Below are 22,454 nucleotides of genomic sequence, written 5' to 3' on the forward strand. Positions count from 1 at the left end.
TGCCATTCGGGCAGAGGACCATACCGGGCATGGATAGCATGAATCACAGCGGTTTCGGAGCAGGACGTGCGCCGGATGAAGGGACGGGGGCCAGTGCCGCCGCCCAGCGCGTTGACAATGCGCGCGAACCGATCGGCGTCGTGCTGGAAATCGCCGGGTCGGGTTCGGCCATCGCGCTCGATCTTCAGCGCCTGCACGAATGCGCGGACGACAGCGATCCCTCGGTTGCCCTGGCCGGACAGGTCGGCAGCCAGATCAAGATCCGGGTCGGGCGCAGCTGGCTGCTCGCCTCGGTCCGCACCCAGCGCCAGGATGCCAAGACGCCTGGCGGGATCATGGCCCAGATCGACTTCCTGGGCGAAGGCGAGGAAGAGCGGCTGACCGGCCGAATTCACTCGTTCCGCCGCGGCGTAACCCGCTATCCCATTCCCGGTGCGCTGATCTATCCGGCCACCAGCACCGACCTGCGCCAGATCTATGCCAGCGATGGCCGCTCCAGCATCCAGGTCGGCACGGTCTTTCCGACCAAGGACATCCGCGCCGGGCTCTATATCGATTCCATGCTGGGCAAGCACTTCGCGCTACTCGGCTCGACCGGTACCGGCAAGTCGACCAGCGCGGCGCTGATCCTGCACCGGATCTGCGAATCCGCGCCCGAAGGCCACATCGTCATGATCGACCCGCACGGCGAATATTCCGCCGCGTTCAAGAACACGGGCATGATCTTCGACGTTTCGAACCTCAACATGCCCTACTGGCTGATGAACTTCGAGGAGCACTGCGAAGTGTTCCTCACCTCATCCGGCAACGAGCGGCAGGAGGATGCCGACATCCTCGCCAAGTGCCTGCTGGCCGCGCGGCAGAAGAACCGCCTGGCCGAAACCATGGGCAAGATCACGGTCGACAGCCCGATCCCCTATCTGCTGTCGGACCTGACCAACTTCATCAACACCGAGATGGGCAAGCTGGATAAGGCTACCTCGTCGGCGCCGTTCATGCGGATCAAGAACAAGATCGACGAGATCAAGGCCGATCCGCGCTTCCAGTTCATGTTCTCGGGCATGCTGGTGGGCGATACGATGGCCGAGTTCATTGCCAAGATCTTCCGCCTGCCCAGCCGCGGCAAGCCGATCTCGATCATCGACGTATCGGGCGTCCCTTCGGACATCACCGCCACCGTGGTGGCCGTGCTCAGCCGCATGGTCTTCGACTTCGCGATCTGGGCCCGCGACGAGAAGACCCGGCCGGTGCTGCTGATCTGCGAGGAAGCGCACCGCTATGTTCCCAACGAGAAGAATGCTGATGGCTCCTCGGTGGGCCGGATCCTCAGCCGCATCGCCAAGGAAGGCCGCAAGTACGGCGTTGCGCTGGGCCTGATCACCCAGCGTCCGTCGGACCTCGCCGAAGGCGTGCTGTCGCAGTGCGGCACGATCATCTCGATGCGCCTCAACAACGAACGCGACCAGGCCTTCGTCAAGGCGGCCATGCCCGAAGGGGCGCGCGGCTTCCTCGATTCGATCCCGGCCCTGCGCAATCGCGAATGCATCATCTGCGGCGAGGGTGTCTCGATCCCGATCCGCGTCTCGTTCGACGAGCTGGAAGAGATGAAGCGCCCGGCCAGCGCCGATCCCTCGATCAGCGAGCTGTGGCGCGATTCGGGCGGCGAAGAGGACATGGTCCAGCGCACCGTCCAGCGCTGGCGCGCCCAGGGCCGCTAGTCCGCCTCCCAGGTCTGCGCGCCGCGGCCCGCCGCTGCGGCGATGCGGGCCAGCATCCGCTTGCGCCAGGGCAGGCGGAAATAGACCAGCAGGGTCAGCACCAGCGAGGTTACCGAGCTCAGCAGGAACGAATACCACAGCGCATCGCTGCCCAGCAGCGGGTAGAGCAGGTAATAGGCCCCCAGCCGCACCACATACATCGAGACGATCAGCACGATCAGCTGGGCGTAGTTGACGCCATAGGCGCGTAGCGCACCGAACAGCACGATCGTCACGCCGAAGGGCAGGTAGGTCCAGATCGCCAGGTCCTGGATATGCAGTGCCGCCGACACCGACGGGCTGTCCGCCCCCAGAAACAGTTCCAGCACCGGCCGGTCGAACGGGACGAGGGCCGCAATCATCACCCCGGTCATGGCGAGGTTGGCGAGGGACCCGGCGCGGCTGATCGCGTCGACCCGGTCCTCGCGCGCCGCGCCGATATGCTGGGCGACCATCGCGCTTACCGCCCCGCCGATCGCCATGGCGGGCATGCCGATATAGTTCCAGATCTGCAGCAGCGCGCCATAGGCGGCTGCCATGACCAGGCCTTCGCGGTTGACCAGCCCGATCATGATCACCCCGGCGCCCGAGATCACCAGCATCTGCGCGCCCATCGGCAGCCCGCGCGAGAGGAGATAGCGGATTTCGCTCCAGCGCGGCCGCAGCCACGCCAGTTCCGCCCCGCGCAGCCGCAGCGGCAGGTCCTTGGCATAGATCCACACCAGCATCGCGCCAAAGCCGATGGTCGTGGCGATCACCGTGGCCCAGGCCGATCCGGCAATGCCCAGCGCCGGGGCCGGGCCAAGGCCCAGGATCAGGATCGGGTTCAGCACGACATCGAGCACGGTGACCAGGATCATGAAACGCAGCGGGGTGGTGGCATCGCCCGATCCGCGCAGGCCCATGGCGATCATCGTCATCAGGGTGGCGATCGGGTTGGCGATGAACACCACCCGCAGATAGGCCAGCGCCTGGTCATGCGCCGCGCCGGGCGTGGCCAGCCAGCCCAGCACGACATCGGCGAACAGGATGCCCGCCATGGCCAGGACCAGCGAGATCAGGCCGGTCAGCCCCAGCGCCGCCGCGAGCGCGCGCCGGGCCGAGACCACGTCGTTGGCGCCCCAAGACTGGGCGATCCGCACGGTCGCGGCCATGCCAAAGCCGAAGACCAGCGCGAACAGCAGGAACATCAGGATGTTCGAACTGGCGGTCGCCGCCAGGGCCTCTTCCCCCAGCAACTGGCCGACCCAGACCGCATTGATCGAGCCATTGAGGCTTTGCAGCACGTTGCCGACCAGCTGCGGCAGGGCAAAGATCAGCAGCGTGCGGGTCAGCGGCCCCTCGGTCAGATTGCCCTTCAGCGGGGCGGCTGCGGGGGGCGCTTCGCTCATGTCCCGCGGGTATCGCCGTAGAGGTGAATATGCAGCCGGTCCGACAGGCGTAGCCCGTGTTCCAGCGCCAGCGGAGCCAGCCAGCGTTCGCGCCCGCGCAGCGTTTCGCTGTCGGTCCCTTCGGGCATCAGGTAGACCCGTTCGCGCGGGATCGCGTGGGCCGAAACCAGCGCCAGTACCTCGTCGACATCGCCGGGCGTTGCCACCACGAACTTGAACCATGCGACAGGTCTGCTGGCCCAATCCGCCAGCCGTTCGGGAACCTGTGCGGATTCAACCGGATTCCCGGAATGCTTCAGTTTCGGGCTCACGTTGTACTGGCTGACCAGCGGATCGAGCGCCGGGTGCGGCGCGACCGTGCCATTGGTCTCGATCTCGACAGTCATGCCGTCCAGCAAGGCCACCATCCGCGCCAGGGCCGCGCCCTGGAGCAGCGGTTCGCCCCCGGTGATCACCAGCCGGTCCTGCCCCAGCGCCTTGATCCGCGCGGCCACCTCGGCCTCGTCCAGCGTGACCTGGTTGGCCTTGCGATCGAAGGCCAGCCCGTCGCGGTGCGGGCGCCAGGAGAGGGAATTGTCGCCTTCGAACCGCCAGGTATAGGCCGTGTCGCACCAGGTGCAGGCGAGGTTGCAGCGCGAGAGCCGCACGAAGGCCACCGGCCGCCCCAGCGAGGGGCCTTCGCCTTGCAGCGAGGCGAAGATTTCGGGTTCGCCCGGCGTGGTGGTGGCGAGCGTCAGCATGGCGCGTTTGCCTGCGCCCGGACCGGGCATGGACCACATGGACCACTGTCCAGGGCCAAAAAAATCGCAGGGGCAATTCCGGCCGTGAAAAGCACTGTGGCGGCAGGTAAACGGATCGGGTTCATGGCTTTCGGTCTATGCCAGCTTGGCGGCGGGTAGGACAGGGGGACGTGCCCCCGACCTGCTGGGCGGTGACACGCCAGATCGGCATTTGGCCCATCGCTCCACCTCCCGTCACCCCGGACTTGATCCGGGGTCCCGCTGTCCTGCTGCGCGCGCTGCGCCAGATCAAGCAAGCGGGACCCCGGGTCAGGCCCGGGGTGACGGGGGATTGGCTTACCCCAGCCGCGCCAGCGCCGCGGCCAGCCGTTCGGCTTCGGCCTGGTGCATGGCATGGTCGGCGCGGGCCTTTTCGACCGCTTCGGGCTTGGCCTTCTCGACAAAGGCCGGATTGCTGAGGCGACCTTCGAGTGATTTGGCTTCCTTGGTCGACACTTCCAGCGCCTTGGCCAGGCGGGCCTTTTCGGCGGCGATGTCGATCACGCTTTCCAGCGGAATGATCACGTTGGCATCGCCCGCGCCCACCTGCATCGCCGCGCCGGCCGGGGCCGGTTCGAAACGGATGCCATTGAGCCGCGCCAGCCGCTCGATTGCCGCCGGGTTGCGCTCGATGATCGCGCGGGTCTGCGCGCTTGGCTCGGGCAGGTAGGCGTCCAGCTTGGCACCCGGCGCAATGCCCAGCTCGTTCTTGGCGGTCCGTAGGTTGCCGATCAGCGCGATCAGCCAGTCCACTTCGGCCTTGGCCGCCGGATCGACGCTCGCGCCCGGCTGCGGCCACTGCGCGGTGATCAGCGGGTAATCGGCGCGGTCGCCCAGCTTGGACCACAGCTCCTCGGTCACGAAGGGCATGAAGGGGTGCAGCATGACCAGGATCTGGTCGAGCACCCAGCCGGCCACGGCCCGCGTCTCGTCATCGAACGAACCCTTGATCAGTTCGATGTACCAATCGCAGAACTGGTCCCAGACGAAGTGGTAGATCGCGTTGGCCGCCGCATCGAAGCGCAGGTCGGCCATGGCCTTGTCGAGCTCGGCGAGGGTCTCGACCACTTCGCCGATGATCCACTTGTTGACTGCCGAAGTCGCTGCCGGGGCGGCCAGGGACTTGCTGGCCCCGATGCCGTTCGACTGGCAGAACCGCGCGGCGTTCCACAGCTTGGTCGCGAAGTTGCGGTACCCTTCGACCCGCTTCTCATCCATCTTGATGTCGCGGCCCTGGCTTTCCATCGCCGCCATGAAGAAGCGCAGCGCATCGGCGCCATACTGGTCGATCAGGCCCAGCGGATCGACCACGTTGCCCTTGGACTTCGACATCTTCTGCCCGTCCGGCGCGCGGACCAGCCCGTGCAGGTAAAGCCTCTTCCACGGGTCCTGCCCGGTCATCGCCTGGCCCATCATCATCATCCGCGCATCCCAGAAGAACAGGATGTCAAAGCCGGAAATGAGCAGGTCGTTGGGATAGTGCTTGGCCAGCAGCGGCGCGTCGGCTTCCGGCCAGCCGAGCGTGGCGAAAGGCCACAGCGCCGAGGAGAACCAGGTGTCGAGCACGTCTGTGTCCTGAACCAATACGACACCGCTATGCTTGGTCCCATCTGGTCCTGGTGAATTCAGTACATCCTTCAGCCAGGCGGCTTCTGCCTCTTCCATGGAATCGTAGACGAACAGCAACGGGCCGCCACCATCGGCATATTCAGCGCGATAGACGATCTGTTCGTAAGCTCCTTCGAGGGTTTCATCGACGATAATCTCAGAGACCGGTTCAAGCGTACCCGCGGTGCCATCCGACTTGTAGTGCCGGACATGCCACGCCGGAATGCGGTGGCCCCACCACAGCTGGCGGGAAACGCACCATGGCTGGATGTTTTCCATCCAGTTGAAGAAGGTCTTTTCCCAGGTCTTGGGCACGATCTCGACCGCGCCGGAGCGGACCGCTTCGAGCGGTGCCTTGGCCAGTTCGGCCGCATTCACGTACCACTGGTCGGTCAGCCACGGCTCAATCGGCACGCCGCCACGGTCGCCATAGGGCTGCTGGATCACGCGCGGTTCGGCGTCGGCCTCGCTCTCGTTGCCGTCCTTGTCCTTGGTGACGTGCGGGATCAGGCAGCCGGCTTCCTTCATGCGGGCCACTACCAGTTCGCGCGCAACGAAGCGGTCGAGGCCAAGGAATTCCTCCGGCACCAGCCCGTCGGCGGTCTGGACCACGCGGGCTTCGGCATCGAACATGTTGAGCATGTCGGCCGGCTTGATCCCGGCGCGCTTGCCCACTTCGAAGTCGTTGAAGTCATGCCCCGGGGTGATCTTGACCACGCCCGAACCCAGTGCAGGATCGGCGTGCTCATCCGCCACCACCTTGAACCGGCGACCGGTGATCGGCTGGAGGATCTCCTTGCCGATGACCGCCTGGTAGCGCTCGTCCTCGGGGTTCACGGCCACGGCCATGTCGGCCAGCATCGTTTCGGGGCGGGTGGTGGCGACTTCCATATGGCCCGAACCATCGGCGAAGGGATAGCGGAACCGCCAGAAGTGGCCTTTGACCTCGCGCGTCTCGACCTCAAGGTCGGAAATCGCGGTCTTCAGCTTCGGGTCCCAGTTGACCAGCCGCTTGTCGCGGTAGATCAGCCCGCGGTTGTAGAGATCGACGAAGACCTTCACCACGGCGCGGGTGAAGTGCGGGTCCATGGTGAACTGCTCGCGGCTCCAGTCCATCGAACAGCCCAGGCGGCGCAGCTGGCGGGTGATCGTCCCGCCGCTTTCGGCCTTCCATTCCCAGACCTTGGCCACAAAGTCTTCGCGGCTGTAGTTGGTGCGCTTGTCCTGCCGCGCTTCCAGCTGGCGTTCGACCACCATCTGCGTCGCGATTCCCGCATGGTCGGTGCCGACCACCCACAGCGCATCCTTGCCGCGCAGCCGCTCGTAGCGGATCACCACATCCTGCAGCGTGTTGTCCAGCGCGTGGCCGATGTGCAAGGACCCGGTGACGTTCGGCGGCGGATTGACGATGGTATAGGGCTGGGCTTCGGGCCGTTCCGGGCGGAACAGGCCGTTTGCCTCCCAATGGGCATACCACTTCGCCTCGATCGCGGCGGGGTCGAAAGTCTTGTCGAGTGTCTGGTCGGTCATGGTCTCTTCCATCTTGCGCGGCCTTTGCCAGCGCGGGGGCAGCGGCGCAAGGCGCGGCGGGCGGGTACCGGTTATCCGCCCTGCCTTGCCGGGGGCGCTTTTTTCCCGCAGGAAGGGCGCGATGCGGGTGTGGGCCAATTTCAGCCTGGAACAGGACGATACCGGGCGGACCGTGGCGGTCCTGTCCGGGCCGATGACGGTCAGCTCGATCGGGGTGGTTGACCGGGCCCTGCGCGAATTGGCCGTTCCGCTGGACCGGGTGGACATTTCCGCTGTCCCGGAAATCGATACGGTTGGCGCCTGGACGGTGTGGCGCGTGGTGCGCGATCACGAGGCCGAGCTGGTCGGCGCGAGCGATCAGGCCCGGCGGCTGATTGCGGCGGTCAGCAAGTCAAAGGGTGAAGGCGAAACCGGCGCGCTGCGCCTGCCGCTGGCGCCGCGGATTGCCGATGGCGTCGGTCGGATCGTTTCGGGCTGGAGCGAGGGTACGGTGCGGCTGCTCGGCTTCCTTGGCGCGGTGCTGGTGGCCTGGTGGGGCATCATGACCAGCCCGGCGCGGATGCGCTGGATCGCCGTGGTCCGGCAGGCCGAACTGGTCGGCATTTCCGCCCTGGGCATCATCGGCCTGATGAGCTTCCTGGTCGGCATTGTCATTGCCCAGCAGGGCGCGATCCAGCTCGAGCAGTTCGGGGCCGAAATGCTGACCGTCAACCTGACCGGGCGGATCGCCTTTCGCGAACTGGGCGTGCTGATGACCGCGATCATGGTCGCGGGCCGGTCGGGCTCCTCGTTTGCCGCGCAGATCGGCACGATGAAGCTGACCGAGGAAATCGACGCGATGCGGACCATTGGCGTCTCCCCGGTCGAGGCGCTGGTGATCCCGCGTGTCCTGGCCGCCGTGGTGATGATGCCGCTGCTGGGCTTTTACGCGGCCGTGCTGGCGGTGATCGGCGGGGCCTTCATTTCGGCCTTTACCCTCGGTATTCCCTTCATGACCTTCCTGCTGCGGATCCAGGAAGTGGTGCCGCTGCACGATGTCTGGGTGGGGCTGGTCAAGGCGCCGTTCTTCGGCCTGATCATCGCGCTGGCGGGCTGCTACCAGGGCATGCAGGTCAAGGCCAATGCCGAGGAAGTGGGCCTGCGCACCACCATGGCCGTGGTCCAGGCGATATTCATGGTGATCGTGCTCGACGCCTTCTTTGCGGTGTTCTTCACCGAAGTGGGGTGGGGATGAGCCCGGACGAGCTTGGCGAAATCCGCGACGACGTGGCCGATACCGCGCACCGCCGCATGCCCGGCGCGTTCCGGGGCGAGTTCCCGATCGTGGTCGAGGGGCTGCGCAACGCCTTTGGCGAACAGGTGGTGCACGAAGGCCTCTCGCTTCAGGTCCGGCGGGGCGAGATCATCGGCGTGGTCGGCGGATCGGGGACCGGCAAGTCGGTGCTGATGCGCTCGATCATCGGCCTCCAGCCGCCCAGCGCGGGGACGATCCACGTGCTGGGCGAGGATATCACCGCCGCGCGCGGGGACGAGGATATCGACATCCGCAGCCGCTGGGGCGTGCTGTTCCAGGGCGGGGCGTTGTTTTCCACCCTGACCGTGGCCGAGAATGTCGAGGTGCCGCTGCGCGAGTTCTATCCCGAAATCGGGGACGAGCTGCGGCGCGAAATCGCGCGGTTCAAGGTGGTCCTCTCCGGCCTGCCGGAAGAGGCGGCGAACAAGTATCCGGCCGAGCTTTCAGGCGGCATGAAGAAGCGCGCCGGCCTGGCCCGCGCCCTGGCGCTCGATCCGGAACTGCTGTTCCTGGACGAGCCGACCGCCGGACTCGATCCGATCGGCGCGGCAGCCTTCGATGCGCTGACCAAGGAATTGCAGGACACGCTGGGGCTGACGGTGTTCCTGATCACCCACGATCTCGATACCCTGCACGAGATCTGCGACCGGGTGGCGGTGATTGCCGACAAGCGGGTGATCGCCTGCGACACGATCCCCAACCTGCTCAACCTCGATCACCCGTGGATCCAGGAATACTTCAATGGCCCGCGCGGCCGGGCGGCCGAAGCGGCGCAGCACCGGATCAAAGCGATGGACAAGCCGCGCAAGGCGGGGGATTAGAGGCGCCGGATGGAAACGAGAGCCAACAACGTCTGGGTAGGGGCTGTCACGCTCGCGCTGCTGGCGGCGCTGGCCGCCTTCATCATCTGGATCGCGCGCTGGAACGAAACCAGCCAGACCAGTTACGACATCTTCTTCAAGCAATCGGTCGATGGCCTGTCCGAAGGCGCGCAGGTGACCTTTTCCGGGGTGCCGATCGGCCAGATCGAAACCATCGAGCTGTGGCGCAAGGATCCCAGTTTCGTGCGCGTGCGGATCGCGGTGAACGAGAAGGTGCCGATCCTGCTGGGCACGGTGGCGACGATCCAGGGCAGCTTTACCGGCGTATCGAACATTCAGCTCGAGGGCGCGGTCAAGGGCGCGCCGCCGATTACCGAAAAGGGGCCGGAAGGCGCGCCGGTTATCCCGACCAAGCGCGGCGGCCTGGGTGAACTGCTCAACACCGCGCCGGTCCTGCTCGATCGGCTGGCCACGGTTTCGGAACGCCTCAACCTGGCGCTGTCGGACAAGAACCTGAAAAGCCTGGAAAACATCCTCGCCAATACCGACCGGTTCAGCGCGGGCCTCGCCGATGCCTCGCCGCAAGTGCAGAGCACCCTGGCCGAGCTGCAGGTCACGCTCAAGCAGGCGACGCTGACCCTGACCGAGTTCGAGAAGGTGGCCCGCTCGGCCGACCAGTTCCTCTCGGCCGATGGCCAGGCCCTGTCGAAGGATCTGCGCGCCACGCTCAAGTCCGCTTCGGGCGCGGCCAAGGAGCTGGAGGCAACCCTCGCCGCTGCACGTCCGGCCGCCCAGCGGCTCAACGACCAGACCCTGCCCGAGGCCGAGGCCATGATCCGCGACCTGCGCGCCACCAGCCGAGCCTTGCGCGACCTGACCGAGAAGATCGACGACGGCGGTGCGGGCGCGCTGCTGGGGGGCAACAAGCTGCCGGAGTACAAGCAATGAGCCGTGCGATCCTGCTGCGGGCAGCCGGGCTGCCCCTTGCGCTCCTGCTGGGCGGTTGCCTGGGCGGGCTGGGCGGGGGCAAGGCGCCCGCCACGCTGATCGCGCTGACCCCCACCGAGGTTCCGGCCGCCGGTACCGGCAGCACCGGCCAGCTGGCCGATGCCCTGCTGGTGCTGGAACCGGAAGTGGACCGCAAGCTGGCCGTGCTCAAGGTGCCGGTCCAGGTCGACAGCGCCAGCATCGCCTATCTCGCCGATGCCGCCTGGGTCGAACGACCGGCCCGCCAGTTCCGCGGCCTCCTGGCCGAAACCCTGCGCGCCGGGGGCAAGCGGCTGGTGCTCGACGATGCCGGAGCGGCCGGGCCCGCCGCGCACAAGCTGGGCGGGCGGCTGCTCGACATGGGCTATGACGCGGCGAGCCAGTCGGTGGTCGTGCGGTTCGAGGCCGTGCGCACCGGGCCGGGCGGCGCCATCGCCACCCGCCGCTTCGAAAGCGTGATGCCCGGCGTTTCGGCCAGGCCCCAGGCGATCGCCCCGGCGCTCAACCGGGCAGCCAATGCGGTCGCCGGCGAAGTCGCGGCCTGGGTGGGCTGATCAGCCGCCCAGCGCTTTCAACAGTCGGCGCAAATCGTCCCGCGCGGCCTGATCGATCTGCTGCACCTGTCGCTCCGCGAGGCCAAACCGGGCCTCGGCCAGTTGTTCGACCAGTGCCAGTCCCGCGGGGGTCAGGCTGGCAAGTCGCTTGCGCCGATCCCCTGCTGCGCCCGATCGCGCGATCAGGCCCTTGCGTTCCAACCGGTTCATGCAGGCGGTCAAGGCCCCTGATGTCAGCACGACCGACGCCTGCAACTGGGATGGTGTCTGCGCATAGGGTCGACCCATCCGGCGCAGCGTGGCCAGCAGGTCGAACTCGGAATAGGTCAGGCCGTGTTGGCCCAGCAGCGCATTGGCCTCATCATGGAAGCTGCGGCCAAGGCGCATGATCCGCCCGACAATCTGCATGGCGCCAAGATCAAGCTCGGGCCATTCACGCGCCCAGTCCGAGACCAACTGATCGATCAGGTCCATCGGCATTCCCCCTCCGGTTACGATTAGCCCGGCGGCCCGCAGTCTGGCTGGCAAATGTGTACCGGTACGCGGCGGCGATTGATCGAGATATCTTTACATGAAGATAAATGATCATGATCCGACCAGACATATCTCTCCGCCGACTGGCGTTGTTCGCACTGCCGCTGCTGGCGCTGACCAGCGGAATTGCCGCCCAGGGGCAGGCTGGCCCGGCCGTTCCGGCCGCAGCACCCGCAGCCAAGACCTCGCAACCGCCCGGTGCCGCCAGGCTGGCGAAGCTGGCGCATGAATACTTGACCGGCGCCCAGCGGCATGAACAGTTCCTCGGCACGGTGCTGATCGCCCGGCGCGGCGAACCGGTGTTCGTCCGCTCCTATGGCCAGGCCTCGATCGAACTGGGGGTCCCGAACCGGCGCGACACCCGCTTCGCCATTGCCTCGATCACCAAGCAGTTCACGGCCGTGGCCATCATGCGGCTGCGCGAAGCCGGCAAGCTTGACCTCGATGATCCGATCTGTCGGCACCTCGATGATTGCCCCCCTGCCTGGCAGCCGGTGACGATCCGCCACGCGCTCGCGCACACCTCGGGCATTCCGAACATTACCGGGTTGGCAGACTGGGACGAGCGGATTGGCCGCATTCCCGACAGTCCGCGCGGGCTCTTGCGCCATGTCCGCGATCTGCCGCTGCAATTCGAACCCGGCAGCCGCTTTCGCTACAGCAACAGCGGTTATCAACTGCTCGGGCTGGTGATCGAAAAGCACAGCGGCATGTCCTTTGGCCGTTATCTGGCGCAGGAGTTCTTCACGCCGCTTGGCATGACGGCAACGGGCCTGCTGGATTACCATTCGATCATCCCCAACCGCGCCACCGGCTATTACTGGAAGGCCAATGCCTTCTCCCTGCCGCTGAGCGAGTATCCGGGGCACGCCTATGCCGCAGGCGGACTCTATTCGACCGTTGATGATCTGCTGCGCTGGGCCAATGCGCTGGACTCTGATCGCCTGCTACCCGCTGCCGCCCGGCGCGAAATGGAGGTTCCCGGCCAGGGTGACTATGGTCTGGGCTTTGAGCTGGGCAAGATCGGCCCGCACCGCCACGTTGGCCATGCCGGTTCGGTCCCCGGCTTCTCCACCTATCTGGCGCGTTTCCCGGACGATGGCCTGACCGTGGTGGTCCTGTCCAACAGCGATCCGGCCTCGGCCAACCGGGTGATGCGCAGCCTCGCGGCGATCGCCCTTGGCCAACCTTACGAACAAGCCAGGCCGCAGCTGTTCAACGTGCTGTGGACCATTGTCCAGAGCGAAGGCGGTGCGGCTGCCGCGCAGCATGTCCGCGCCCTGCGCGCGGCTGGCGATCCGGCGGTGAAGGGCAACCTGGAACGACTGCTGAATGTCCTGGGCTATGACCTGAAGGCGAACGAGCGCTTGCCCGATGCGCTTCACATCTTCCGGCTCAATGTCGAGCTGTTTCCAAAATCGGCCAATGTCCATGACAGTCTTGGCGAAGCCCTGCTCCAGGCCGGGGACCGGGCCGCGGCCCGCAGCAGTTACGAACGGGCGCTGCAGCTCGATCCGGCCAGCACCACTGCGGCCAAGGCGCTGAGCCAGTTGCGCGGTGAAGCCGCGCCCGGCAAATAGCGGTCGGCGTTCATGGCCCCGCAACCTGACCCGGCCCAAAGCCCATTCCGGTTGGCAGCGCGCCAGAAGGAGTTCGGGAATGGTCAGGATCGGGCATGCAGGATTGGCCAGGGGGCTCGTTTTCGCCGGACTGCTGGCCACGACCGCAGCTTCGGCGCAGGCTCCCGCAGCAGCGCCACCGCTCTCGCCGGAATTGCAGCTGGGCCTGCGCTGTGCCGCCCTGTTCTCGATCATCGCGGGCGAACAGGCGCGCCAGGCACCCGGCGCGGCGGACTGGCCACCGCTGGCCGGGCGCGGGCGCGAGTTCTTCGTGCGGGTTGCCGCACAGGCGATGGATGCGGGCAAGCTCGACCGGGCCGGGATCACTGCGCTGATGCAGGCCGAGGCCGACGCCCTGCAGCGAACCGACACTGCTGTCACATTCGCCATCAGGGCCGGGGGCATCAGGAATCAATGTCTTGCCTTGCTCGATGCCACAGTACCGCCCATCGCTGGCCGGTGATGCACGCCAACGTCTGATCCTGGCAGCCTGCGTTAACTAATGGAATTGCGACTGTCCCGTTCCGGACAGGGTAAAGCGGCCATGTTGCTTTTGCCATCGAATCGGTGGAAGCCGGGTCGGAGGGTGTTGATCAGAGGTCGCAGTAAATGGCGGTAATCGCCGTCTTCAGTATCAAGGGCGGGGTGGGCAAGACCACCCTGGCGACCGAGCTGGCCTGGCGCTGGGCGCGCGATGGGCAGCATGACACGCTGCTGTGGGATCTCGATCCGCAGGGCGGGGCCGGGTTCCTGTTAGGTATCGACCCACCACAACGCCAGCGCGCCGCCGCGATCTTCCAGCGCGAAGGCCGCCCGCGCGAGGCGATCGTCGATAGCGGTTATCAGGGCCTGTCGCTGCTGCCGGCCGATCCCAGCCTGCGCCAGCTGCCGCTGCACCTGGCCCGGCTGGGTCCCCGCCGCCTGCCGCAGGTCGCCAGCCTGCTGCGCGGCACCTGGCCCCGGATCGTGCTCGATTGCCCGGCCGGGCTGACGGCCGTGACCGAACAGGCCCTGGCTGCCGCCGATGCGATCATCGTGCCGCTGCCCCCATCGCCGCTGTCGCTGCGGGCGCTGGGCCAGCTGCGCGAGGAACTGCTGCGCCTGCACCACCGCCACGCCCCGATCCTGCCGGTCCTGTCGATGTATAACCGCAGTCGCCCGATCCACCGCGCCCTGCGCACCGGCGATGCCGGGGCCTGGCCCGTCATCCCGACGTCGACCCATGTCGAACAGGTGGCGGTGCGCCGCGCTCCGCTGTCCAGCTTTGCCCAGGGTTCGCAGGTCGATCGCGCTTTCGATCGGCTGTGGCGCGGGATCGAGGCCAAGGTGGCCGCGCGCTCTGGCCAGTCGGCCCGGTCGGCGCTGCCGGCGGATGGTACCCGGTCCGCCTACGCCTGATCACCCGCCCCCGGCCGGGCCGGTTCGGCTTTCCCCCGTTTTTTGCGCGCCCGGGCCCGTGCTCCGGGTGGACGGGCTGGCTGCGCTTGGGCATGGGGAATGGCCATGTGGCAACTCTACCAATTCCCCCTCTGCCCGTTCAGCCGCAAGGTGCGCCTGCTGCTGAGCGAAAAGGGCGTGGCTTACGAATTGTGGCGCGAGAACCCGTGGGAAGGGCGTGACGAGTTCTATGCGCTGAACCCGGCCGGGCGCACCCCGGTGCTGCACGATCCGGCCAAGGGCATCACCCTGTGCGATAGCCGGGCGATCTGCGAATACTTCGAGGAAACGGTCGACAAGCAGCCGCTGATCAATGGCACGGCCACCAATCGCGCGGAAATCCGCCGTCTTGTCGCCCTGTTTGATGAGAACTTCTATGGCGATGTTACCGCCCCGCTGCTGCACGAACGGATGAAGAAGCGGCTGGTCTATCGCCAGTCACCCGATTCGCGGGTGCTGCGCGAAGCGATGAAGCTGGCGCACGAGCACCTCTATTACATCGACCACCTGATCGATCACCGGCCCTGGCTGGCCGGGGCGACGATGAGCCTCGCGGACCTTGCCGCCGCGGCCCAGATCTCGGTTGCCGATTACCTTGGCGGGCTTGACTGGTCGGGCCACGAACAGGCCGCCGCCTGGTACGCCGTGTTCAAGAGCCGCCCAAGCTTCCGCCCGCTGCTGTCGGAACGGATGGAAGTGATCCAGCCGCCCAGCCACTATGCGGACGTGAACGCGTAAGTCTCCCCTCCCGCAGGCGGGAGGGGTTGGGGGAGGGCAGGTTAAGCCGCGCTGGCCTTGGTGCCAAACCGGCCGTGCTTGCGGAAGCGGACCATCCAGCGATCGAGGAACAGGCCGAGCGGACGCGGGGTGATGCCCAGCGCCTTCAGGCCCTTGGCCTTGGGAGCCACCACGTTGCCGGCCTTGAGCATCTTCCACTGGTCGCGGCTCAGCGGGGCCAGCGGCAGCCAGCCGGTCAGCGTGGCAAAGGCGGCCGAAGCGGCATCGGGCAGCGGCAGGAACAGCGGGCTGCGGCCCTGGGCGGCGGCGATCCGCTGGTTGATTTCCAGCATGGTCAGCACTTCCGGCCCGCCCAGTTCAAAGGTCTTGCCGCCATGGCTGGCCGGATCGGCCAGGGCCGCGGCAATCGCGGCGGCGCAATCGTCGACGAACAGCGGCTGGAACGGGGCTTCGGGGCCGAACACCGGCAGCACCGGCGCGGCGGCGATCAGCCCCGCGAACATGTTGATGAACTTGTCATCCGGCCCGAACAGGACCGAGGGGCGCAGCACCGTCGCCTTGGGGAAGGCCGCCAGCACGGCCGCCTCGCCCGCCGCCTTGGTGGTGGCATAGGCGGTCTCGCCCTCGGCATCGGCGCCGATCGCGGAAACGTGGACGAAGGCACCCGCGCCGGCTGCCCTGGCCGCTGCCGCCAGCGCCCCGACGCCGCTGCCCTGCACGGCATCAAGGTCGCCGCCAAAGGCCCCGACCAGGTTCACCACGGCATCGGCGCCGGCCACCACGCGGGCCAGCGATTCCGGCTTCGTCATGTCGCAGCGGGCGAACTGGACCTGGCCCAGGTTGGCCAGTGGCTTCAGCTTGAAGGCGCGTTCGGGATTGCGGCTGGCAATCCGCAGCCGCGCCCCTGCCGCCAGCAGTTCCTGCGCCACATGGCTGCCCAGGAACCCGCTGCCGCCCACCAGCACCACCAGCTTGCCGTTCAGTGCCGCGACCATCTTGCCCGCCATTGCTTTTTCGTTCCTTCTCACGCGCCCCAGCGGGCGGCTTCACGCCTGCGCCCTTGGCATAAAGCCGCCCCGCTCGGCAACCGGCCAGCGCCGCTGGCGCGTGGCTTTTTGCATTGCAGTGCGAAAAGGCAAAATACGCTGGTGATAAGTAACCACTCTCCCGCTCGTGGGCGCTCTCATCCAGGGGGCGGGCGGTTTGGCCCGCGCTTATGCGTATTCGGATGCCGAATTGAGCGACGCGCCGTCTTTCCGCGGCGGCCGTAGCAGCGCGCCAGGCTGGTCAGTTGGCGGCCCAGCGCAGTTCGAAACAGGAAGAGCTCTCCATCGGCTCACGCAGGCAGAACTCGGTCAGCATCCCCACCAGTTCGCAGGAAAGCTGCCTGAAATCAGAATATTTGCAGCGAGTGTTACGCGCCTACCCAGCTTTTCGCAGTAATCTAAGGTGTGGCACTTCCGCTACGGTTTTGGCGTGTTCTAACCTTTCGATTAAAACTGGTTGTCAAGCGGCCCGGACGGTGATCTATTCCCCCGAGCAACCGTCCGGGAAAAGGGACGGGCATAAAGAGGAGAGTGGGCTAATGAGGGGTAAGCTGACCCTGCTTGCTGGCGTCTGCGCCAGCGCAATCGCGTTTCCTGCCTTTGCGCAGGATGCTCAAGGAGCGGAAGAGGATGATGCCAACGTCATCATCGTGACCGCCCAGCGCTCGAACCAGCGTCTGCAGGACGTGCCGATCGCCGTTTCGGCCTTCAGCAGCGAAGCGCTCGAAAAGCAGCAGATCAAGAACACCTCCGACCTGCAGCTCACCCTGCCCAACGTCACCTTCACCAAGGGCAACTTCACCGGATCGAGCTTCACGATCCGCGGCATCGGCGACCTCTGCGTGGGCGTGACCTGCGACAGCGCCACCGCCATCCACATGAACGATGCGCCGCTCTATGCGACCCGCCTGTTCGAAGGCGAGTTCTACGACCTGGCGCAGATCGAAGTGCTGCGTGGTCCGCAGGGCACTCTGTTCGGCCGCAACGCGACTTCGGGCGTGGTCAACTTCCGCACCGCCCGGCCCGACCTGTCCGGCATGGCCGGCAACTTCGAAGCCGAATACGGCAATTACAACAGCTTCAAGCTGAAGGGCATGGTCAATGCCCCGATCGGTGAAACGGTGGCGGTCCGCCTGGCCGGTTTCTATCTGAACCGCGAAGGCTACACGACCAACCTGTTCGACAATTCCAAGATCGATAACCGCGATCTGTGGGGCGCGCGCGCCTCGATCCGGTTCGAGCCCAGCACGTCGACCACCATCGACCTGATGGCGCAGTACTTCCACGAAAAAGACAACCGCATGCGCATCCAGAAGCAGCTGTGTCAGCGCGACCCCACGGGTGTGCTGGGCTGCCTCAATGCCAGCCGCGACTATGGTACGACCAACTCGAACACCTCGTTCGTCGGCGTGCTCACCTCGCGTGAATTCCTGGCTGCCAACGGTATTCCCAACGTCTTCGGGCTGGGTAGCCTCTATGGTCCCGATCCCTACGCCACTGTCGTCAACCCGGCCGATCCGCGCGTGGTCAACACCGACTACACCCCGACCTATTTCGCCGAGGAATGGATCGTCCAGGGCTCGATCGACCAGGATCTGGGCAATGGCCTGAGCGTGAAGCTCAGCGGCAACTGGCAGCAGACCAAGGTCGACTCGTCGCAGGACTACAACAACTCGGTCCAGAACCGGGCAGTCATGCAGTCCGGGCTCAACACTCTCGCGGCAGCGGCTGCAGGTGGCATTCCGGGCCTGCCGGCGGCTTACTTCGCTCCGATCGCGGCGGCGCTGATCCCGAACGGGCCGACAGGCCTGCTCTGCACCTCGCTGACCGATCCGAGCGGCATGGGTGCCTATGGCGCCAACCGACAGCGGCTCTGCTCGATGACCCCGCAGGACTTCGACCGCTCGAACCAGGATACCGAAAGCTGGTCGGCGGAACTGATCCTCTCGTCCGATTGGGACGGGATGTTCAACTTCCTGCTGGGCGGCATCTACGGCAAGGGCGGGATGAGCGAGAACAGCTACTATGTTAACTCGTTCGGCATCGACTACCTGACCGGCCTGCTCGGCACCTTCAACGCGCTTGGCCGGGCTGGCGTCGGGGCGATCCCGGGTGCCCAGGTACCCCCGCCGGGCTTCCTTGGCACGCCGTTCTATCGCAACAACAGCGATCAGCTCGACATCAGGACCTACGGGATCTTCGGTGAAGCCTACTTCAAGTTCAACGACCAGCTGAAGCTGACCCTTGGCCTGCGCTACAACAATGACGAGAAGACCGTCACGGCGCGCACGACCCTGGCCAACTTCCTGGTGCCGTTCGGCGGGACCGACATGTTCGCCTCGCCCTACATCAACGGCTGGGCCGTCACCGGTGCCCCGGTTTCGTCGCGGCTCCAGCCCTATGACGCCGATCCGGCCACGGCCTGCACGATCAACAGCACTACCGCCTCGGGTATCCTGACCTCTGCCAACATCAGCGGTTGCGAACCCTGGCAGATCCGCACCGTGAAGTTCAGCGAATGGACTGGTCGCGCGGTGCTGGATTACCAGATCACGCCGGATAACCTGGTCTATGCCTCGTACTCGCGCGGCTACAAGTCGGGTGGTGTCAACCCGCCGCTCTCGCCGGTCTTCGCGGTTCCGGAAGGGTTCGGTCCGGAGTTCGTGAACGCCTTCGAAGTCGGTTCGAAGAACACCTTCGGCAATGTCCAGCTGAACGTCACCGGCTTCTACTATCAGTACAAGAACCTGCAGCTGTCGCGCATCGTTGCCCGCACCTCGGTCAACGACAATGTCAGCGCCAACGTCTGGGGTCTTGAAGCCGAAGCGATCTTCCGTCCGACCCGCGAACTGGCGATCAACGTGAACGCCAGCTACCTGAACACCAAGGTGAGCGAGGACAAGTTCCTCTCCAACCCGCGTGACTTCGGGGCGGGCCGTGCCGACGCCGTGATCATCAAGGACATCACCAACGGTGCGAACTGCGCCGTGGCCTCGAACACCGGTAGCGCCAGCGGCGTGAACGGGTTCGTCAACCAGGTGAACACCCTGATCAACGCGGGTGCGGTGACCGGTAACGCAGGTGCCAACCTGCAGCCGACCACTGCCTTCCCGTCGGGCAGCGGCATCAACTCGACCGGCGCCTTCAGCATCTGCGCGGCGCTGGCCGGGCTGGCACCGACCGTCGGGGCGGGCTTCGGCGGGGTGACCGTCTACTCGTCGGGTATCCCGGTCAACATCAAGGGCAACAAGCTGCCTGGCGCGCCGGACTACAAGTTCTCGGCGGGCGTACAGTATGACTTCCCCGTTGGTGACATGACCCTGACCCCGCGTGCGGACTTCATCTACACGGGCAAGTCCTACGGCAACATCTTCAACGGGAGCATCAACCGCATCGACAGCTACACGCAGGTCAATGCCCAGCTGCAGCTGGATGGTCCCGACAAGAAGTGGTTTGCCCGCGTCTGGGTGCAGAACCTGTTCGACAAGGATGCGATCACGGGTCTTTACGTGACCGACCAGTCCTCGGGCAACTACACCAACATCTTCACGCTTGAACCGCGTCGTTTCGGCCTCACCGCCGGGATCAAGTTCTAAGCGCGAACACCTTAGTCCTGGGAGGGACGCCGGGGGCCTCGGACGCAAGTCCGGGGCCCCTTTTCTTTCCCTGCGTCAGATTAACGCCGCCCAGTTCCGGATAAAAAAAGGACCCCCTGCCAAGCGCGGCAGGGGGCCATGGGACAATGGCCGACATTCAGGGTCGATTGCGCCACAAGCGCGGTCAGGCCAACAGCGAAGCCTCGATCGCGATCCGGATCGCTTCGGAGGTGTGCTTCGCCCCCATCTTGGTTAGCATGTTGGCGCGGTGAATCTCGACCGTGCGCGGGCTGATTTCCAGCTGCTGGCCGATCAGGCGGTTGGACTTGCCTTCAGCCACTCCCGCCAGCACCTCGCGCTCGCGCCGGGTCAGGCAGCGCACGCGGCTGCGGGCCTGGGCCTCGCGCAGCTTGATCATGCCCAGCGAATGCCCGGCGCTTTCGGCCCCGATCAATGCGCCCAGCACCTGCGCGGGCTCGCACGGCCAGTGCAGGTAATCGACTGCCCCGGCCAGGACCGCCCGCACGATTCGCTCGATCGAGGGTTCCTCGGCAAAGGCGATCAGCGGCAGCCAGCGACCCCTTTCGGTCATCAGCCCGATCAGTTCCTCGATCGCTTCGTGCCGGTCTTCCACCATGATGGCCTCGGTCCGCGGCCAGCTGGCGGCCAGTTCGTCGATCGTCTCGAAGGGTTCGACATGGATTGCGCTGCCGGCCAGCGAGTGGCTCATCGCGGCCCGGCGGCGAAAGTTGCTGTCGACAACGGCAATGCTGCGGCGGCGTTCCATCAGTGTGGCTCCCTAGCGGTTAACGCCTAGGGGATATGCCGCGAGGCAGGCCGGTCGGCGCGGCCGGTTCGCGCCGCTTTCGAAGGTTAACCTAGGGACATTTCCTGAGGTTCAGGGCTGATCGGCGCGGAATTCCGGGCCGGGCCGTTTGCTCCGAAATGGTGCCTTATCCGCGCAGGCCGAGCGCCTCGGCGACGTCGAGCGCATCGCGCCGCGCCCGCGCCAGCGTGGCGGGGTCGAACGTGGGCACACTACTCAGCACGCTGCGCCGCAAGCCGTCGTAGAACTGCAGCAGGGCATCGCCCCCAGCCGCCGTGCGATCCACCCCCAGTTGCAGCGCAGCCAGCGCGGCCAGGGCGCGAGTCAGGCTGGCACTGCGCCGGGCATTGTCGCCGCGCCGGTCGGCCGCGATGGCGCTGCCGAGGGCCAGGTCGAACTGTTCGAAGCACAGCGCGACCAGCTGGTCGGGCCGGGCGGAGGCGACCCGGGCATCGAAATCGACGCGGCGATAGGCGTCATGCGGGCTTTGCTGGACCAGCATCATCAGTTCCGCTGCGCGTTCCACGCGTCGATCTGGTTCTGCAGGAAGGACAATGTCCCGCGCGAGGCGCCGACCCGGCTGTCGGCTGCGGCAAAGCGCTTGGCCAACTGGCTGCGCAGCGCGGCCTGGGCATCGGCCAGGTCGGCCGCTTCCTCGGTGAGGCGGGTCTTGAGCGCATTGTAGCGGCTCACCGATCCGCCCAGCGAACCGGGATTGCCCACGGCCCCAGCATTGCGGGCCAGCCGGTCAAGCGTGGCATAGACCCCGTGAATGCCGGTGGTGAACATCGCCGCCACCCCTTCGGGCGCGGCCTTCAGCGCCGCCTCAAGCCGCCCCGCATCCAGCCGGAAGGTGCCGTCGCGATTGGTCGCCAGCCCCAGTTCGGCCAGCGTGCGCGGTTGGCCGGGCGCGGCATTGGGCAGGATCACCGCACTGCCGAGCCCGGTCAGCGCCTGGCGCAGTGCCCGCGCGCCGGGATCGCGGGCGAGGTCGCCGCCTTGCGGATTGGTCAGCTCGCCCAAGCTGCTGGCCAGTTCGTTCAGCGCGGAGGCAAAGTCCTGCATGAAGCCGCTGACCGCCGTATTGGGCTGGCTGAAGCGGATCGTGGTCGGCGCACCGGCATTGGTTCCGGTCAGGCGCAGCGAGAGGCCGGGGGCGACGTTGTCGATCGTGTTGGACCGCGCTGACAGCGCCACGCCATCGAGGCGGAACGCGGCATCGGCGGCCTGGGCGGTCAGTCGCGCCGGATCGCTGCCCGGCGCCCAGGCCAGGGCGGCAAGGCCGGGCTGGGCCGGATCTTCGGTGGCCTCGACCACGAAGCCGTTCGGCGCGCCTTCACTACCTTTCAGCACCAGCTGCGCGCCGCCTGGTCCTTGCGCGACATAGGCACTGATCCCGGCGCGGGCGGCGTTGATCTGGCCGGCGATGCCCGCCAGCGTGGTGCCCGGCGCAATGGTCAGCGCCAGCGGTGTGCGGGCCGGATCCTCGGCAAAGGTGCCATCGAGGGTGCCAAAGCGGATCGTCAGCGTGCCGGAACCTGGCGCGGCTCCAGCGGGCAGCGTGGGCGAGGCGAGCACCTGGCCGCGGGCCAGTGCGGTCACTTCGAGGCTGTAGGTGCCGCTGCCGCTGGCCGCTCCGCGCGAGACGGTAGCAACGGCACCATTGGCGATCTGCGGCTGGGTGGAAATGTCACCGCTGCGGACCCGGTCTCCCACCGAAGTGGCCAGCTGGGCGATCTGGCTGCGTAGCTGGCTGGCGGCGGAAACCTGCCGTTCGACCAGTTCGCTGCGGCTGGCGATCCGGTCCTTGCGCGCGGCAAATTGCGCCTCGGCCAGGCTGGTGGCCAGCGCGGCCATGTCGACCCCGCTGCCGCCGCCGAGTGCGGAAACGATCGATTGCGTGGCCGAGGTGGTGGTCATGTTTGCCAGAACGGTTG

At 66.5% G+C, this 22,454-nt stretch carries 18 protein-coding genes; 10 read left to right on the forward strand and 8 right to left on the reverse strand.

Annotated elements, in window-relative coordinates; translation table 11 throughout:
* Window positions 1-29 precede the first annotated feature (29 nt).
* On the forward strand, window positions 30-1,718 hold the full coding sequence (locus O9281_RS10310; RefSeq protein ID WP_298185301.1) for a DUF87 domain-containing protein: 1,689 nt from the start codon (window positions 30-32) through the stop codon (window positions 1,716-1,718).
* Here the strand turns inward: O9281_RS10310 and O9281_RS10315 are convergent.
* The 3 genes from O9281_RS10315 to O9281_RS10325 all read right to left on the reverse strand — a co-directional run bounded on the left by O9281_RS10315 (window position 1,715) and on the right by O9281_RS10325 (window position 7,065).
* Window positions 1,715-3,148 (reverse strand): MATE family efflux transporter, encoded by a 1,434-nt coding sequence (locus O9281_RS10315; protein WP_298185304.1) that lies wholly within the window; start codon window positions 3,146-3,148, stop codon window positions 1,715-1,717. The two genes, O9281_RS10310 and O9281_RS10315, sit on opposite strands and share 4 nt — an antisense overlap.
* A complete protein-coding gene (locus O9281_RS10320; RefSeq protein WP_298185579.1) occupies window positions 3,145-3,918 on the reverse strand; it encodes a 7-carboxy-7-deazaguanine synthase QueE in 774 nt (257 codons plus the stop codon). The genes O9281_RS10315 and O9281_RS10320 overlap by 4 nt, the downstream gene beginning before the upstream one ends.
* Window positions 3,919-4,224: 306 nt before the next feature.
* Complete coding sequence (locus O9281_RS10325; protein ID WP_298185306.1) at window positions 4,225-7,065, reverse strand: valine--tRNA ligase; 2,841 nt, start codon at window positions 7,063-7,065, stop codon at window positions 4,225-4,227.
* 121 nt (window positions 7,066-7,186) lie between these two features.
* Between O9281_RS10325 and O9281_RS10330 the strand changes: the two genes are divergently transcribed.
* The 4 genes from O9281_RS10330 to O9281_RS10345 are packed head-to-tail and all read left to right on the forward strand — an operon-like array spanning window position 7,187 to window position 10,721.
* Complete coding sequence (locus O9281_RS10330) at window positions 7,187-8,299, forward strand: ABC transporter permease (protein WP_298185308.1); 1,113 nt, start codon at window positions 7,187-7,189, stop codon at window positions 8,297-8,299.
* A gap of 56 nt (window positions 8,300-8,355) precedes the next feature.
* Window positions 8,356-9,180 (forward strand): ABC transporter ATP-binding protein, encoded by an 825-nt coding sequence (locus O9281_RS10335; RefSeq protein WP_298185581.1) that lies wholly within the window; start codon window positions 8,356-8,358, stop codon window positions 9,178-9,180.
* Between the two features lie 9 nt (window positions 9,181-9,189).
* Entirely contained in the window at window positions 9,190-10,128 is a 939-nt protein-coding gene (locus O9281_RS10340; RefSeq protein WP_298185310.1) for an MlaD family protein, read from the forward strand.
* The gene (locus O9281_RS10345; RefSeq protein WP_298185313.1) at window positions 10,125-10,721 is read left to right on the forward strand and encodes an ABC-type transport auxiliary lipoprotein family protein; all 597 of its coding nucleotides are present in this window, start codon (window positions 10,125-10,127) and stop codon (window positions 10,719-10,721) included. The genes O9281_RS10340 and O9281_RS10345 overlap by 4 nt, the downstream gene beginning before the upstream one ends.
* Here the strand turns inward: O9281_RS10345 and O9281_RS10350 are convergent, their stop codons facing one another.
* The gene (locus tag O9281_RS10350; RefSeq protein WP_298185318.1) at window positions 10,722-11,195 is read right to left on the reverse strand and encodes a MarR family transcriptional regulator; all 474 of its coding nucleotides are present in this window, start codon (window positions 11,193-11,195) and stop codon (window positions 10,722-10,724) included. It abuts the gene before it with no gap.
* 113 nt (window positions 11,196-11,308) lie between these two features.
* On the opposite strand from O9281_RS10350, the gene O9281_RS10355 reads away from it, so the two are divergent.
* From O9281_RS10355 to O9281_RS10370, 4 genes are all read left to right on the forward strand, one after another.
* Window positions 11,309-12,835 carry a serine hydrolase gene (locus O9281_RS10355; RefSeq protein WP_298185320.1) on the forward strand — a complete coding sequence of 509 codons (1,527 nt, stop codon included), beginning with the start codon at window positions 11,309-11,311 and terminating at the stop codon, window positions 12,833-12,835.
* A gap of 79 nt (window positions 12,836-12,914) precedes the next feature.
* Entirely contained in the window at window positions 12,915-13,337 is a 423-nt protein-coding gene (locus O9281_RS10360) for a hypothetical protein (protein ID WP_298185323.1), read from the forward strand.
* Between the two features lie 146 nt (window positions 13,338-13,483).
* Window positions 13,484-14,272 carry a ParA family protein gene (locus O9281_RS10365; protein ID WP_298185326.1) on the forward strand — a complete coding sequence of 263 codons (789 nt, stop codon included), beginning with the start codon at window positions 13,484-13,486 and terminating at the stop codon, window positions 14,270-14,272.
* 105 nt (window positions 14,273-14,377) lie between these two features.
* Entirely contained in the window at window positions 14,378-15,049 is a 672-nt protein-coding gene (locus O9281_RS10370; protein WP_298185328.1) for a glutathione S-transferase family protein, read from the forward strand.
* A 41-nt stretch (window positions 15,050-15,090) separates the two neighbouring features.
* Here the strand turns inward: O9281_RS10370 and O9281_RS10375 are convergent, their stop codons facing one another.
* Window positions 15,091-16,056 carry an SDR family NAD(P)-dependent oxidoreductase gene (locus O9281_RS10375; protein ID WP_298185332.1) on the reverse strand — a complete coding sequence of 322 codons (966 nt, stop codon included), beginning with the start codon at window positions 16,054-16,056 and terminating at the stop codon, window positions 15,091-15,093.
* Between the two features lie 578 nt (window positions 16,057-16,634).
* Between O9281_RS10375 and O9281_RS10380 the strand changes: the two genes are divergently transcribed.
* Window positions 16,635-19,691 carry a TonB-dependent receptor gene (locus O9281_RS10380; protein WP_298185335.1) on the forward strand — a complete coding sequence of 1,019 codons (3,057 nt, stop codon included), beginning with the start codon at window positions 16,635-16,637 and terminating at the stop codon, window positions 19,689-19,691.
* Between the two features lie 184 nt (window positions 19,692-19,875).
* Here the strand turns inward: O9281_RS10380 and O9281_RS10385 are convergent, their stop codons facing one another.
* From O9281_RS10385 to fliD, 3 genes are all read right to left on the reverse strand, one after another.
* The gene (locus tag O9281_RS10385) at window positions 19,876-20,478 is read right to left on the reverse strand and encodes a LuxR C-terminal-related transcriptional regulator (RefSeq protein WP_298185339.1); all 603 of its coding nucleotides are present in this window, start codon (window positions 20,476-20,478) and stop codon (window positions 19,876-19,878) included.
* Between the two features lie 166 nt (window positions 20,479-20,644).
* Window positions 20,645-21,043 carry a flagellar protein FliS gene (locus O9281_RS10390; RefSeq protein ID WP_298185341.1) on the reverse strand — a complete coding sequence of 133 codons (399 nt, stop codon included), beginning with the start codon at window positions 21,041-21,043 and terminating at the stop codon, window positions 20,645-20,647.
* A complete protein-coding gene (gene fliD, locus O9281_RS10395; protein ID WP_298185344.1) occupies window positions 21,022-22,437 on the reverse strand; it encodes a flagellar filament capping protein FliD in 1,416 nt (471 codons plus the stop codon). The genes O9281_RS10390 and fliD overlap by 22 nt, the downstream gene beginning before the upstream one ends.
* Between the last annotated feature and the right edge of the window lie 17 nt (window positions 22,438-22,454).

The organism is Novosphingobium sp., assembly GCF_027531025.1.
Classification (GTDB): Bacteria; Pseudomonadota; Alphaproteobacteria; order Sphingomonadales; family Sphingomonadaceae; genus Novosphingobium.

Excerpts from the sequence above, each read along its gene's own strand:
- O9281_RS10345 (WP_298185313.1), top strand. The coding sequence starts at position 10,125 with ATGAGCCGTGCGATCCTGCTGCGGGCAGCCGGGCTGCCCCTTGCGCTC.
- O9281_RS10315 (WP_298185304.1), bottom strand. The coding sequence starts at position 3,148 with ATGAGCGAAGCGCCCCCCGCAGCCGCCCCGCTGAAGGGCAATCTGACC.
- O9281_RS10380 (WP_298185335.1), top strand. The coding sequence starts at position 16,635 with ATGAGGGGTAAGCTGACCCTGCTTGCTGGCGTCTGCGCCAGCGCAATC.
- O9281_RS10375 (WP_298185332.1), bottom strand. The coding sequence starts at position 16,056 with ATGGCGGGCAAGATGGTCGCGGCACTGAACGGCAAGCTGGTGGTGCTG.
- O9281_RS10355 (WP_298185320.1), top strand. The coding sequence starts at position 11,309 with ATGATCCGACCAGACATATCTCTCCGCCGACTGGCGTTGTTCGCACTG.
- O9281_RS10370 (WP_298185328.1), top strand. The coding sequence starts at position 14,378 with ATGTGGCAACTCTACCAATTCCCCCTCTGCCCGTTCAGCCGCAAGGTG.
- O9281_RS10310 (WP_298185301.1), top strand. The coding sequence starts at position 30 with ATGGATAGCATGAATCACAGCGGTTTCGGAGCAGGACGTGCGCCGGAT.
- O9281_RS10325 (WP_298185306.1), bottom strand. The coding sequence starts at position 7,065 with ATGACCGACCAGACACTCGACAAGACTTTCGACCCCGCCGCGATCGAG.
- O9281_RS10335 (WP_298185581.1), top strand. The coding sequence starts at position 8,356 with ATGCCCGGCGCGTTCCGGGGCGAGTTCCCGATCGTGGTCGAGGGGCTG.
- O9281_RS10320 (WP_298185579.1), bottom strand. The coding sequence starts at position 3,918 with ATGCCCGGTCCGGGCGCAGGCAAACGCGCCATGCTGACGCTCGCCACC.
- O9281_RS10340 (WP_298185310.1), top strand. The coding sequence starts at position 9,190 with ATGGAAACGAGAGCCAACAACGTCTGGGTAGGGGCTGTCACGCTCGCG.
- O9281_RS10365 (WP_298185326.1), top strand. The coding sequence starts at position 13,484 with ATGGCGGTAATCGCCGTCTTCAGTATCAAGGGCGGGGTGGGCAAGACC.
- O9281_RS10350 (WP_298185318.1), bottom strand. The coding sequence starts at position 11,195 with ATGGACCTGATCGATCAGTTGGTCTCGGACTGGGCGCGTGAATGGCCC.
- fliD (WP_298185344.1), bottom strand. The coding sequence starts at position 22,437 with ATGACCACCACCTCGGCCACGCAATCGATCGTTTCCGCACTCGGCGGC.
- O9281_RS10360 (WP_298185323.1), top strand. The coding sequence starts at position 12,915 with ATGGTCAGGATCGGGCATGCAGGATTGGCCAGGGGGCTCGTTTTCGCC.
- O9281_RS10330 (WP_298185308.1), top strand. The coding sequence starts at position 7,187 with ATGCGGGTGTGGGCCAATTTCAGCCTGGAACAGGACGATACCGGGCGG.
- O9281_RS10385 (WP_298185339.1), bottom strand. The coding sequence starts at position 20,478 with ATGGAACGCCGCCGCAGCATTGCCGTTGTCGACAGCAACTTTCGCCGC.